The following is a 15,107-nucleotide window of genomic DNA, read 5'->3' on the forward strand; positions in this document are numbered from 1 at the left end:
ATTGTGATTTAACGGTCATGCCTCGACTTCGCTCACTAAAGGCATGCTGTACGCTAATAATCATTCCCATAAGTATTATAATTTTGAACATGCGCGTTTCCTGGCTTTAGTTTTAAATGGGGATGCATATTATAAAAGTGGTTCCCTCTCCTTCTTTAGTTTCTACTTTCAGTTCCCCACCATGACCTTTAGTAATAATATCGTAGCTCATGCTTAAGCCAAGACCCGTACCTTGTCCTGTGGGTTTTGTGGTAAAAAAGGGTTGAAATATTTTTTCTAAAATAGGCTTCGGAATGCCATTACCATTATCTCGAACTGATATTATTACGTTGTCTTTTAGTTGCTTTGTAAAGACCCAAACAGTTGGTTCATAATTGACTAGACTTTTCAGGTTTTCAAAATTTGAAAGGTCTTTTCCAGTCGCCATTTTCTTTTCGTTTACAGCGTAGAAGGCGTTGGTTATCAAATTTAAAATAACGCGTCCAAGATCCTGGGGAATGATATTTATAAGACCAATGTTTTCATCATAATCTGTTTCTAAGTTCGCATTAAATGATTTGTCTTTTGCACGAAGGCCATGATACGCTAATCTCAGATATTCGTCTGCTAATGTATTGATATCGCTTAGTTCTTTTTCGGCAGAACTCGTACGACTATGTTGCAGCATTCCTTTTACAATGCCATCAGCACGTTTACCATGATGATTTATTTTTTCCAAATTTTGAATCACATCAGTCATAATAGCCTTCACTTCTTCCATATCGCCGTTCTCTATTTCTTCCAGCATTTCGTCTAATAACTCTTTACTGACTTCAGAGAAGTTATTGACAAAGTTCAATGGATTCTGAATTTCATGAGCTATTCCAGCTGTTAACTCTCCTAAACTGGCCATTTTTTCAGATTGGATTAATTGGTTTTGAGTCGTCTGTAATTCTGATAGAGCATCTTCAGCACTTTTTTTAGCAGCTTGTAATTTCAGTAAATCGTGTTTTGCTTTTTCGGTGTTGGCTTCTGCCAATTTTAAATCATTAAAACGGGTGTAAGTTTGTTCAAAAACAGTGGTAAAGCGTTTAAAAACATCATAAGCTTCGGGGATTTTCTCATACGTAATAAAAAGAAGATAGCCTTTATTAAACTTGCACAAATGGTTGATTTGATAGCGAGGCAGTGGAATTCCTGTCCGTTTAATTTCTTCAAAAGCTGGACCTAAACTCGGGATCGTTCGCATATAAGCATAGTGGCTTTCTAAAGTTTTGTCTCCCAACTCTTGAACTAGAAAGGAATCGTCACTTTCAAAAAACGCATACATTTCTTTAAAGGAAGATTCTTTTTTAAACTCAAGTGTAAAAACTTCTTGCATATTACCCATAGTGCTCATCCAACTTTGCGCTGTAGTATTATCATCACTTAAAAGATTATAACCACAACTCCATGAAGGAATTCCTAAGGCTTGTATCTCAGAAAACAGGACTTTAGCGGCTTGGTGTAACTCATCACTATGTTGCATCGCCATGGTTCTAGAACGTACTTTTTCTAAAGCCATTTCAATTTGAGCTTCTCTGGCTTGTGCTTCTGCTTTTTCGAGGTCGAGAAAACGGGTATATGCTTGGTCGAAAACCTGCCCAAATCGTTCAATAATTTTGTTTTCTTCTTGAGAATAAGGAATTGATGCAAAATTTGCAAGAATTAATAGGATATTGGGATTGATGGCAATAGATCGCGCCATTCCTCTACTCATTATAAATTCGTTGTCTTTTTTTGAAAACACATTAGATTCAGCATGTTTGAGTAAATGTTTATGCCATTGGTTGTGTTCTTTTTTACTTAGAATATCTGTACAAAAGGGTAACGATTTTTCTTGAGCATTTCTTAAATTATTGAATACGGTAAGATTCAAATAAGGGACATTAAATCGCATTGGCTTTGGCCTTCCCTTAGAAGCTGTCCAAAACTTATAGTCTAGCCCAAGATCATTATTTGCGAAACTTACATGTATGAATTTAAATTCTAAGTGTTGTAATTGTTCAGATACCACAGTAATGACATCTAGTAATTCTTCACTAGTACGCATAGCCATACTTCTGGAACGCACTTTTTCTAAAGCCGCTTCAATCTGTGCTTCTCTGGCTTGGGCTTCAGCCTTTTGAAGGTCGAGGAAGCGTGTGTAGGTTTGTTCAAAAACTTTAGCAAATCTTTTGAAGATACTTTGCGCCTGAGGTACCTGTTCATCAGTGATGAACATAAGGTACCCTTGTTTAAAAAAGGCAAGATTAAAAACTTGGAATGTAGGAAGTTCTATGCCTGTTTCTTTTAATTCTTGCATTAGTTCATCCACACCAGGTAAGGAACTTATGTATTTATAAGTAGCGGCCAATTCTTCACCACCGCTTTCCACTACATAAACTGAGTCTCCTCTTTTAGCCGCGTCTGTAAATTGGCTAAACACATCTTCTGTAGCAGGGGTCTCAAAAGGACGAATAGGACGACCGTCTCCACTACTTACCCATTGGGTAATGGTTTTGTGGTTGTTACTAAAAATGTTGAACCCAATACTCCAAGAATGTATTCCTAAAAGTTGAATTTGCTTAAATACATCTGTAGCAGCATCGCTTAATTCATCACTATGCTGCATGGCCATGGTGCTGGCTCTAACACGTTCTAAGGCGAGTTCAATTTCTGATTCTCTAGCTTGTGCTTCCGCTTTTTGAAGATCGAGGAAACGCGTGTAGGTCTGCTCAAAAACCTTAGCAAAGCGTTTAAAAATATCGTGTGCTTTGGGAACATGCTCTTGTGTAATAAATAATAAGTACCCGTATTTAAAATAAACGACATGGTCTAATTGATAGGTTGGGTACCCCTTATTTGTTTTCTTTAAATTCTTTAATACATCGCCAATAACAGGAAGTGAGCTCATATATTCGTAATGATCTACACACGCTTTACCAGAAAACTCTTTTATAATAAGTGATTGACCTTTCTGACCTTTCTGGTAATACTCTTTAAATATGCCTGCTCTAGGAACCGTATATGTGGGAAGAACACCTGCTTCATTTCCAAACCATTCTGTAGATTCTTTATCTCCATAAATATTAAAAGCACAACCCCAAGTTTTTATACCTAAGCTTCTTACTTGTTGGTCTAATAGGAATGATGCTTCTTGCAATTCATCACTATGTTGCATTGCCATAGTTCGTGCACGAACACGTTCTAATGCCAATTCAATTTCTGATTCTCTTGCTTGTTTTTCTGCTTTTTGCAGGTCTAAAAAGCGCGTATAGGTTTGTTCAAAAACTTTTGCCAGTCTTTTTACAATTGTATTTTCAGCTTCGCTTAAGGGAACCCCAGAATGACTGACCACTAAGATTGCCGCATTCTTTTTAAAAGCTATTGAAATATCGTAATATTTAAATTGTAGCGCTCTTATTTTTTCCTCCTCTGGCATGTCTTTTAAGGCTGGCAGATTAAATAAATAGTTGAAGAGTGAATTCTTTTCTTCTGCGGAGTAATTTTTGGCATAGAACTCTATTCCGTTTTGGCGTGCATTCCAAATATCATTCTGAATAGGGTGGTCAATATAAGGGGTGAGAAAACTTATTATTGAATTGTATTCTGGTGATGCAACCCATTGTTTGTAATCTTTATTTCCATCTTCAAATGTGAATATTGCAGTTGCTCTTTGCACCATGGAAATGCCTAAATCCTGTAATTTCTTGTTTACTTCAAGAATAACCTCTTTTAGTTCCTCACTGCGTTGCATACCCATAGTACGACTTCGTACTTTTTCTAAAGCGAGTTCTATTTCAACTTCCCTTGCCTGTTTTTCAGCTTTTTGTAAATCTAAAAATCGACGATGTGCCAAATCAAAGGCATCTGCAAAACGTTCTAGTAGTTCTAAGTCTTCTTTTGGTGGGTTTTTTACGACTCCTGGTAAGCTATACCCTATTTCTCCATGAGAAGTTCTTGCCATAATAAAGGTAAGGCCACCAATGTGCTTGATGTCGTCTTCCGTAGGTGCTTGAGGGTCTATATTTTGAAAATCACCAAGTGCGACCATTTTATTAACATAGTCAATGGCTTTTTTAGTCGTCATGGCATGGACAACTGTAGGAGTCTTGCTTTTTTCCCATTTTGCCAATTGCGGAATATCACCATGCAGATGTCTTGGTAACTCCATTACAAAACCAATTTTACTACCATCACCAGAAGTCATGGCTTTTTCATAGGTTTCAGGTAGCCACATCATGTGCCAGAAATAGTGTGCTTCGTGTCCTAGTTTGATAAACTCGTTTCGCATGGTGACCACAATGTCTAGCAAGTCTGAAGATTTTTGCATAGCAACAGCTTGTGCTCTAATCCGTTCTAAAGCGCCTTCGACTTCTAGTTCTCTATTTTTTTTCTCCAGCTCAAAAGTTCTACGTTTTATAGCTTCTCTTAATTCTTGGTTTTCTAGATTTACTTTATCGAAACCTATAGTTTCTCCTTCGTCTGTTTTAGAATCTGCTATCGAAAAATGTTGGTATATAAATTTCCAGCCGTCTTTTTTTTTCTTTAATACGGATGAAAACCGAAATCGTGCATAATACGTCCAATCGTTACCATTTAAAAACCAGGCATCAAATACATGGGTTATAAAAACGAGTTCACCGAATAACTCTAGGGTAGTGGTCTCGTTTCTAAGATCTGTCTTACCTGAAAACTGTTCAGCCGTAGCTTTAAAAAATTTGGTCGTATCTTTTCGGTTTAGAAATTCCTCATTGTTTGTAGAACCTATAAAATGATAGGCGTCATCAAAATAAGAATCATAAGTGGTAACATCCCCATTTAAATAGCTATCCAACCATGTATCATAGTTGTTTAGAATTTCTTTTTTTAATATTGTGGTCAGTTGCATCGTTTAAACGTTTTAACTAATGCCCTAATAAATCTATTTTAAACTATTTGGCAATAGGTTGTTACAAGTAAAATTAAAATTTAGATAGTATATGAGCTTTGTAAAAACACCATTTAAGACATAGATTTTAATTGGCTTAAAGTTAATACAATCCATGATGTTGGTCTATCACATTTTAATGTGATATTGGTCAATTTTTTATTCCGGGTTTGAAACGTTTACCTGGTCTTAGGTGGATGTGTTTGTCATATTTATTAAAATGGCATTAGCCTATTTCACAATCATCATTAATATCTTATCCTGAGTGTTCTTAGAGCATATAAAGTGTATTTAAGAGTCGTGTTTTGTTTGTATAAAGTTAAGTTTGGAGTTCAGCGATGCGTTCTTCTAATGCGTCTGCTTTCCTTCTCTATCTCATCTGAACATCCTGTAATTCAGATGATTTTCGAGGTCTTTTAAATCATAATTAGTATATATTTCAATATAGTCGCATAGCGGTTGGTTTTAAAGCGTAGGGACAGCAAGTAGATGAGGTGTATGTATTGATGCTTTTATAAACATATTGAATTGTTACATTATTGAATAAATGTCACTTTAGTTATTTTACCGTTCTCTATTTCATAGATAGCAACAGCATTAAAAATCTTACCGTTAGCAGTAACTTGCTCTTCATCAATAACTTTATTTCCAATAACAATTCGTTTTTTTACGAAAGCCCTTAAATCTGTGGTGCGATCAAACCAGTCTTTGTAATTTTTTCTCATGGCATCTTTGCCTTCGGTTTGCAAAGTGCTAGGATATTCGTATAATTTAACGTCATCTGTATAGTCTTTCATAAACGCATCTATATTTCTAGCGTTGTATGCATCAAGATTTCTTTGAATTATAGCCTCGACCTGCGAAGCTTCTATTGTACTCTCGGTAGTAGATTCCTCAGATTCTGTAGTTTGATTTACGATAGAACCTTGTTGGGTTTCAGTTGGATCTGATAGTATAGAAAGATCAGCAGTAACTAATAATTTATTAGACTCTGTATTAGTAGCTAGACGCGTGATTTTTGTAATTCCTTCGGAAGACAAATCGGCGACTTGTTTCCAATCGTTATCTTTCTTTAACGTTAATTTATATAATACGCTATCTTTTCCGCAGAGCATTGTTTTATCATTCAACCAGCAAATATCTTCAACATCTGTCATCGTATTTGCAATAATTGTAGTGGCTCCTGTTTTTGGGTTTAGAGACTTTATTTGCCATTTTTTTTCATCCTCTTTAGCAATAAAACTTATGAGATTAGAATTTGGAATCCTATGAAATGAGCGTCCTACATTTGTTACGTATTTTCGACTTGTATTGTCTTGTAAATTGTTCACATATAAGTTTAAATTATCATCTTCAATTACTGCAGATATAACTGTGGTTTCATCAAACCAAGTGTAATACGCAACAACTAAATCTTGTATAAGCTCAGTAGAGCTGCCATTACTCATATTGTAAGTGTATAAACGTTGTTTCCCATCTGTATCTAATCGTACTGCTGAAATTTCGTTTTTCTTCGGAATTTTTAAAGGGGTATATTCACCTCCTTCCGAAAAATTAAGCCAAGATTTCGAATCGTATCGTATATCGTATTTAGCGATATCTGTTTGATTATTTCTAGTGGAGGCAAATACAATATAACGATCATCTAAAAAAGACGGCTGATTGTCATAACCTTCATTATTTGATAGGTTTTTACCATTTTTAAGCTCAATTTTAGAAGTGCTGGTTTCTATATCATATAAGAAAACTTCGGTATTGGGTTGGGCAAAACTTAAACTGTAAGAGAGAATAAATAGAAGTGAGAAATACTGTTTCATTTGAGAGCGTTAATTAATTGTTTAAATATACTAAATAAAAAAAGCCAATTCAACTTAATGAATTGGCTTTCTGATATTCAACTAAAGTTAGATTAAAAACAATATTTGTTTTCTGCTTTAACTTTTTCTGCGATTTCTATACGTAAATCAACAATATCTGGATAGTTTTGATATTTAGTGAAACGCTTTAATCCCATCAACATCATACGTTGTTCATCACCTTCAGCAAAAGAAATAATACTTTCTTTCCCTTTTTCTTCAACGATATCTACAGCATGATATAAATACAATTTGGCCATAGCTATTTGGGCAGATTGTGCATCTTCACCAAATCGCTTCACATTTTTTTCTGTTCTTAAAATTGCAGATTCTGCCATATATATTTCAATTAAGATATCTGCAGCTGCAATTAGTAATTGTTGGTGATCTTCTAATTGAGGACCATATTTTTGAACAGCTCCACCTGCAACCATCAAGAAGGTCTTTTTTAACTTCTTAATCATTTCTTTTTCTTCGGAAAATAACTCAGAGTAATCTGGAGTTTCAAACGAAGGAATACCCATTAATTCTTCCTGTACTTTTGAAGCAGGACCCAATAAATCAACGTGACCTTTCATCGCTTTCTTTACTAACATACCAACAGATAACATTCTGTTAATTTCATTAGTACCTTCATAGATACGAGCAATACGAGCATCTCTCCATGCAGATTCCATAGGTGTTTCTTCAGAAAATCCCATACCTCCAAATATCTGTATACCTTCATCTGCACAATTTTGTACGTCTTCAGATACAGCTACTTTTAGGATAGAACATTCAATGGCATATTCTTCTACACCTTTAAGTTCTGCTTCTTGATGCGTATTTCCTTGGGCTTCTCGCAAAGCAATTCTATCTTCAATATTTTTAGAAGCTCTATAGGTTGCAGATTCACCAGCATAAGCACTTGCTGCCATTTCAGCTAGTTTTACTTTAATAGCTCCAAAATCGGCAATAGGTGTATTAAACTGTTTGCGCTCATTAGCATATTTAACGGCATATGTCAAAATACGACGTTGCGAATCTAAACAAGCAGCAGCCAATTTAATACGACCAACGTTAAGTGCGTTCATCGCAATTTTGAAACCTTCGCCACGACCAGCTAACATGTTTTCAGCAGGTACAACACAATCGTTAAAGAAAACCTGACGCGTAGAACTCGCTCGGATTCCTAATTTGTGTTCTTCTTCTCCTAAGGTAATTCCATTAGGTTGCTCTTTATTATATTCTACGATGAAACCAGTAATGTTTTTATCCTTTTCAATACGCGCAAAAACGATCATCAAACTACAGAAACCTGCATTTGATATCCACATTTTTTGTCCGTTGATTTTGTAAGATTTTCCATCTGTAGATAATTCGGCAGTGGTTTTACCAGAATTAGCATCAGATCCTGCTCCAGGTTCAGTTAAGCAATAGGCTCCAAACCACTCTCCCGTCGCTAATTTTGGTATATATTTTTGTTTTTGTTCGTCTGTGCCGTATAAAGTGATTGGTAACGTACCAATACCTGTATGTGCACCGAAAGCGGTACTAAATGAACCCGTTCCTGATGAAATATAATCACATGTTAATACCGTAGATACGAATCCCATTCCCATTCCGCCATAAGCTTCAGGAACAGAAACACTTAAAAAGCCCATATCACCAGCTTTACGCATAACCTCTTCGGTTAAAGCATAATCTTTAGCTTCAAAACGTGCTTTATGAGGAATAATTTCACGATCATTAAATTCCATTACAGATTCTTTCATCATCTTTTGTTCTTCTGAAAAATCTTCAGGAGTAAATACGTCTTGGCAATCTGTTTCCTTAACAAGGAATTGACCACCTCTTAATAATTCTTTTTCTTGAGTTGCTTCCATTTTTTTAATAGATTTTAAGGTTTTTAGAACCAAGAATCAAGACTATTTAAGTCCAGATTTGAAACTTGAGATCATCTTTTGTATTTGTTTTATTTTGTCTTCTAATTTGTTAAATTTTTCTTCTGAAAGATATTCTTGATTAAATGTTACATTTAATTGTGTTTCCCATTCAAAAGCTGAACTTAAACTATGCTCCAAATAAGTAGCAAAATGTTTATTTGTGCTTTTTACTGGTACCTTCTTAAATACTTGAAGGGATAGAAACTCCACCTCTATTCATTTGGCTCATCAATCCATGAGTTTCAAACTTCGGAAAGCTTCGCGTTATTTTATATGACTCAGAAACCAGTTCCACACTTTTATTCTAAATCTTTAATTTCTTGAAATTATCCATAGTCCTATTTTCTTAATCTCTTTAGTCTTGTCTTGGTTCTTTTCGTCTTGATCCTTAAGAAAGAAATTCAAATACTCCACAAGCACCTTGTCCAGTGCCAACACACATGGTTACGGCACCATATTTACCTTGCATGTTCTGCTTACGCATTTCATCAAATAATTGTACAGAGAGTTTTGCTCCAGTACAACCTAAAGGATGACCTAATGCAATAGCCCCACCATTTACATTAATAATATCTGGATTTAAGTTCAACTCACGAATAACAGCTAATGACTGAGAAGCGAATGCTTCATTCAATTCGATAAGAGATAGATCATCTTGTTTTAAACCGGCTTGTCGTAATGCTTTCGGAATTGCTTTTACTGGTCCAATTCCCATAATGCGAGGCTCAACTCCCGCAGCTGCGTAGTTGACTAAACGCGCTATTGGCTCAAGATTTAACTCTTTAACCATAGCTTCACTCATGACCATAACAAATGCAGCACCATCACTCATTTGTGAAGAGTTACCAGCAGTAACGCTTCCACCAGCTGCAAATACAGCTCGTAATTTAGCTAAAGCTTCTTTACTAGTTCCAGCACGAGGACCTTCATCTTTATTTACTATGTATGATCTTGTTGCTTTTTTACCATTTGAATCCACATAAGTTTCATCAACAGTAATAGGCACAATTTGATCTTGAAAACGATCCTCTTTTAAAGCTCGTAATGCTTTCATATGTGAATGGTATGCAAATTCATCCTGATCTTCACGAGAGATTTTAAATTGGTTAGCAACTGCCTCCGCAGTATTTCCCATTCCCCAATAATAATCTTCATGACCATTTTTTACAATGGCATCATAATTTAATTCTGGTTTAAAACCTGTCATAGGAACGCTACTCATGCTTTCTGCACCACCAGCGATAATACAATCTGCCATTCCAGCTTGAATTTTTGCAGTTGCCATACCAATAGTTTCTACTCCAGATGAGCAAAAGCGGTTAACTGTTACACCAGGAACATCAACAATTTCTAATCCCATTAAAGAAATTAAACGTGCCATGTTTAGTCCTTGTGGACCTTCTGGCATTGCGTTACCAACAATAACATCATCAATACGTTTTGGGTCTAAATTTGGTAATTCCTTCATCATATATTTGATGGTTTCGGCGGCCAATTCATCTGTTCTTTTAAAACGGAACACACCTTTTGGTGCTTTACCAACTGCTGTTCTATATGCTTTTACTATATATGCTGTTTTCATTTTCTTAGTTTCTTAAAGGTTTACCTTTGGTTAACATATGCTGAATTCTTTCCAAAGTTTTACGTTCTGTACAAAGCGAAAGGAAAGCTTCACGCTCTAAGTCTAATAAATATTGCTCGCTTACTAAAGTTGGCTCAGACAAATCACCACCAGCCATAACGTAAGCTAGTTTGTTAGCAATCTTCATATCGTGCTCACTAATGTATTTAGAGTCTTTCATAGAATCTGTACCGACCATGAACATGCCTAATGCTTGCTTCCCTAATACAAGAACATCTTTTCTGTGAACAGGTTGTGTATAACCCATATTGGCCATTAGCACAGCATGTTGTTTTGCAACTGCGATTTGGCGGTCTTTATTTACAACGACAACATCTTTTCCTTTTTGAAGGATTCCTAAATCGAATGCTTCATAAGCAGACGTTGCTACTTTAGCCATTCCGATAGTTAAGAAATACTCTTGAAGTGTGTTTAATTGTACATCCCCTTTTTTAAATGTATCTGATGCTCTTAAAGCCATTTCTTTAGAGCCTCCACCACCAGGAATCACACCAACACCAAACTCTACAAGTCCAATATAAGTTTCCGCTGCTGCAACCACTTTATCTGCGTGCATAGATAATTCACATCCACCACCAAGTGCCATTCCGTGAGGAGCAGCGACGGTTGGAATAGAAGAGTAGCGCATACGCATCATACTATCTTGAAAATATTTGATTGCCATATTAAGCTCATCATATTCTTGTTCGGCAGCCATCATGAAAATCATGCCTATATTTGCGCCAACAGAGAAGTTTGCAGCTTGGTTACCAACAACTAATCCTGCGAAATCTTTTTCAGCAATATCAATTGCTTTATTTAATCCTGCAAGTACATCGCCTCCAATGGTATTCATTTTAGATTGGAATTCTACGTTAAGGATTCCATCACCTAAGTCTTCAACAACAACCCCTGAGTTTTTAAAGACTTCAGTTGTTTTTCTAATATTATCTAATATGATAAAGCTGTCTTGTCCAGGAATTTTTTCTTGTGTTTTCTTCGGAATGTCATAGGCATACGTTGCTCCATTTTTTACGGAGTAGAAGTTATCGCTTCCTGAAGCTAGCATCTCATGGACCCAAGCATTAGGTTCTAAATCTTCTGCTTTCATCATTTCGATTCCTTTTTCAACTCCAATAGCATCCCAAATTTGGAAAGGACCATGTTCCCAACCAAATCCTGCCTTCATAGCATCATCAATCTTATATAAATCGTCAGTGATTTCTGGAATTCTATTTGAAACATAAGCAAATAATGCGGCGAAGCTCTTTCTGTAGAATTCACCTGCTTTATCTCTACCTTTTACTAATATTTTAAAACGGTCTACGACTTTATCAATCGTTTTTGTTAATTCTAAAGTTGCGAATTTTGCTTTTTTAGAGGGTCTATATTTAAGAGAATTTAAGTCTAGTGATAAAATTTCAGAAGAACCATCGTCGTTTCTAACTTTTTTGTAGAATCCTTGTCCGGTTTTACTTCCTAACCATTTATGTTCCATCATGGTATTGACGAAATCTGGTAATTCAAACAACTCTAAACGTTCGTCTTTCGGACAGTTTTCTCTAATTCCGTTTGCAACATGAACCAAAGTATCCAATCCAACAACATCTACAGTTCTAAAAGTTGCAGACTTTGGACGACCAATAACAGGGCCTGATAACTTATCAACGTCTTCAATCGTTAAATCTAAATCTTTGACGGCATGAAATAAGCTTTGGATACTGAAAATACCAATACGGTTTCCAATAAATGCAGGCGTATCTTTAGCCACTACAGAAGTTTTTCCTAAGAATTTTTCTCCATATTCATTTAAGAAATCTAATACATCTGCATCTGTTTTTGGTCCAGGTATTATTTCAAATAATTTTAAGTAACGCGCAGGATTAAAAAAGTGCGTTCCGCAGAAATGCTTTTGGAAATCTTCACTTCGTCCTTCGCTCATGAATTTAATAGGAATCCCAGAGGTGTTTGATGTAATCAAAGTTCCTGGAGTTCTATGTTTTTCAAGCTTTTCAAAAACTTGTTGTTTGATATCTAGTCGTTCAACAACAACTTCCATGATCCAATCTACATCTTTTACTTTAGCAATATCGTCTTCTAAGTTTCCTGTAGTAATACGATTTGCGAAAGAAGGATGATAGAGTGGTGCAGGCTTAGATTTAATGGATGCAGTAAGCGCATCATTTACTAATCTATCTCTAACAACTTTATCTTCTAAAGTTAAGCCTTGGGCTTCTTCTTTAGCGCTAAGCTCTCTAGGTACGATGTCTAATAATAAAACATCAACACCTATATTAGCAAAGTGGCAAGCGATGCCGCTTCCCATAATTCCCGAACCAATAATGGCTATTTTTTTTATTCTACGTTTGCTCATCTTATTTTAAAATGTGTTCTTTTTGGTTGTATATCTGTTTGTTGGAAATCATATTATTGATGACTTCGGAAACTTTATAAAAATGTTGTATTGCTTCTGAAGACACATTTGCTTTTATCGTTTCGTTAAAAGTTAAAACTTTTTCTTTTGAATATTCTCTTTTTTCTCTTCCAAAATCGGTTAAAAAAATGAGAACACCGCGACCATCTTCTGGATTAGGTTTTCTAATAATGAGACCTTTTTCTTGCATGGTTTTTAAAGTTCTAGAAAGACTAGTAGCTTCCATTCCCATTTTAGGACCTAGGGATGTTGAGGGTGTGCCATTCTCTGGGTCTATGCTCAATAAAGCAAAACCAGTTGCCATGGTCGTATCAAATTGTGACGCTTCTTCATTGTACATTTTATTGACCGCTAACCAAGTAGTTCTGAGTACATAGTCAATAGTTTTATCCTTCATAATTTGAATATTGAAATTCAAATATACTAAAAAATACTATGCATGCATAGTATTTAAGAAAAAATTATGTCTGCCTAAATTTTTATATTGTAGACCTAATAATCTAATATAGGATGTTTCCGAAGAAACAGGAAAGGTTCAACTATACGCGATAAATTTTATCATAGAGGTCTTGATAAATGCCTTTTATAATCTCGCGTTTCATTTTCATTGTAGGCGTTAATTGTCCGTCATCTATAGACCAAATGTCTGGCGTGAGCTCAAAACGTTTGATTTGTTCCCATTTACCAAAGTTCTTATTGTATTTATCTATTTCTTTTTGAATGCGGTTAATAACAATATCGGAGCTTGCTATTTCAGCATTAGATGTACCAATATCATGCTTTTTAAGGGAAATCCAATCTCGTATAAAATCAAAATTTGGTTGTACTAAAGCAGCTGGCATTTTTTCACCTTCACCTACAACCATAATCTGCTCTATGAACAGGGATTGTTTCATATCATTTTCTAAAAGAGGGGGAATTACGTATTTACCTCCAGATGTTTTGAACATTTCTTTTTTACGACCTGTGATTTTTAAAAAGCCATCAGCGTCAATTTCACCTTTGTCTCCCGAATGAAAATAGTCGCCAGTCATAACGCTTGCTGTTTTTTCAGGATCTTTGTAGTAGCCGAGCATCACATTTGGTCCTTTTATTAAGACTTCTCCATCATCTGCTATTTTAACTTCTACATTGTCTATTGGTTTGCCTACACAACCTACTTTATACATGTTGTCTTTATATAAACCTACAGAAACTACAGGAGAGGTTTCTGTCAATCCGTAGCCTTCCATAACCTGCATATTGGCAGCTCCAAAAATGCGGGCTAATCTTGGTTGAAGTGCCGCACTTCCCGAGACCATTGTTCCCAATTCTCCTCCTAAGGCTTCTCGCCATTTACTAAAAATAAGTTTGTTGGCTATTTTGAGCTGAAATTCATACCAAGCGCCATTGGCACCATAAGGTTCCCAGCGCTCTCCTAGGCTTACAGACCAAAAGAAAAGTGCTTTTTTAATACCTGATAGTTCTTCACCTTTAAGCATTATTTTATCGAAAACTTTTTCTAGTAATCGAGGCACAACACTCATTAAATTTGGTTTTATCTCTTTAGCATTATCACCTATTTTGTCAATGCCTTCAGCATAATAAATAGATGTTCCTGCATATTGGTAGACGTAGATTAAGACGCGTTCAAAAATATGGCATATTGGTAAAAAACTCAATACACGATTTTCTCCTTCTACCAAAGGTACTCTCGGTGAACTGTCCAAAGCATTACTAGTAATATTCCAGTGAGAGAGCATCACACCTTTTGGCCTCCCAGTAGTTCCAGAGGTATAAATTATAGTGGCTAGGTCTTGGGGTTTTACAGCATCTTTACATGCTTCGACTTCTTGTTGATTACTTTCATCTTTTCCTAATTCAAATAATTCTGAATAGTGCTTGCAACCTTCAATATGATTAAATGAATAGACCTCTTTGATTCTTGTATTTGCTTGAACTTTCCTTACCTTTTCTAATACTTCTGCATCTGAAACGAAGCAATATATACTTTCGCTATGGTTTAAAACATACTCATAGTCTTCTGCACAAATGGTTGGATAAATTGGAATATTTTGAGCTCCCGTTTGAAGTATACCAATATCCATAATATTCCATTCGGTTCTATTTGTTGTAGAAATAACTGCAATTTTATCATCTTTTTGAATGCCTAATCGCAACAATGCTCTACTTATCGTATTCGATTTATCTAAATATTCTTTTGTAGATATGGCTTCCCATTTGCCATCATACTTAGTAACCAGCGCTTTATCGTTTGGTTTATGTTTTAATTGATAATAAGGAAAATCAAAAAGGCGTGTTACTTCTTTCATATGTTATTGCTAGTAGGTATGCAAAATAA

General features: G+C 35.5%; 9 protein-coding genes. All 9 read right to left on the reverse strand.

Going from position 1 to position 15,107, the window contains the following annotated elements; all coding sequences use genetic code 11:
- Nucleotides 1-112: 112 nt before the first annotated feature.
- Nucleotides 113-4,891 (reverse strand): ATP-binding protein, encoded by a 4,779-nt coding sequence (locus H593_RS20625; RefSeq protein ID WP_084142356.1) that lies wholly within the window; start codon nt 4,889-4,891, stop codon nt 113-115.
- Between the two features lie 575 nt (nt 4,892-5,466).
- On the reverse strand, nt 5,467-6,747 hold the full coding sequence (locus H593_RS20260; RefSeq protein ID WP_051229792.1) for a nuclear transport factor 2 family protein: 1,281 nt from the start codon (nt 6,745-6,747) through the stop codon (nt 5,467-5,469).
- Nucleotides 6,748-6,839: 92 nt separating this feature from the next.
- Nucleotides 6,840-8,651, reverse strand: coding sequence for an acyl-CoA dehydrogenase family protein (locus H593_RS0116130; RefSeq protein WP_028873359.1), 1,812 nt, complete (start codon nt 8,649-8,651; stop codon nt 6,840-6,842).
- Nucleotides 8,652-8,693: 42 nt separating this feature from the next.
- Nucleotides 8,694-8,921, reverse strand: coding sequence for a four helix bundle protein (locus tag H593_RS19590; RefSeq protein ID WP_261793630.1), 228 nt, complete (start codon nt 8,919-8,921; stop codon nt 8,694-8,696).
- A complete protein-coding gene (locus tag H593_RS21625) occupies nt 8,893-9,006 on the reverse strand; it encodes a four helix bundle protein (protein ID WP_261793629.1) in 114 nt (37 codons plus the stop codon). The genes H593_RS19590 and H593_RS21625 overlap by 29 nt, the downstream gene beginning before the upstream one ends.
- Nucleotides 9,007-9,099: 93 nt before the next feature.
- Nucleotides 9,100-10,293: an acetyl-CoA C-acyltransferase gene (locus H593_RS0116140; protein ID WP_028873360.1), complete on the reverse strand. Its 1,194-nt coding sequence runs from the start codon at nt 10,291-10,293 to the stop codon at nt 9,100-9,102.
- 4 nt (nt 10,294-10,297) lie between these two features.
- Nucleotides 10,298-12,706 (reverse strand): 3-hydroxyacyl-CoA dehydrogenase/enoyl-CoA hydratase family protein, encoded by a 2,409-nt coding sequence (locus tag H593_RS0116145; protein ID WP_028873361.1) that lies wholly within the window; start codon nt 12,704-12,706, stop codon nt 10,298-10,300.
- Nucleotide 12,707: 1 nt separating this feature from the next.
- Entirely contained in the window at nt 12,708-13,163 is a 456-nt protein-coding gene (locus tag H593_RS0116150) for a MarR family winged helix-turn-helix transcriptional regulator (RefSeq protein WP_028873362.1), read from the reverse strand.
- Between the two features lie 142 nt (nt 13,164-13,305).
- On the reverse strand, nt 13,306-15,078 hold the full coding sequence (locus H593_RS0116155) for an AMP-dependent synthetase/ligase (protein ID WP_028873363.1): 1,773 nt from the start codon (nt 15,076-15,078) through the stop codon (nt 13,306-13,308).
- Nucleotides 15,079-15,107: the final 29 nt, after the last annotated feature.

Source organism: Psychroserpens burtonensis DSM 12212 (assembly GCF_000425305.1).
In the GTDB taxonomy this organism is placed as follows: domain Bacteria; phylum Bacteroidota; class Bacteroidia; order Flavobacteriales; family Flavobacteriaceae; genus Psychroserpens; species Psychroserpens burtonensis.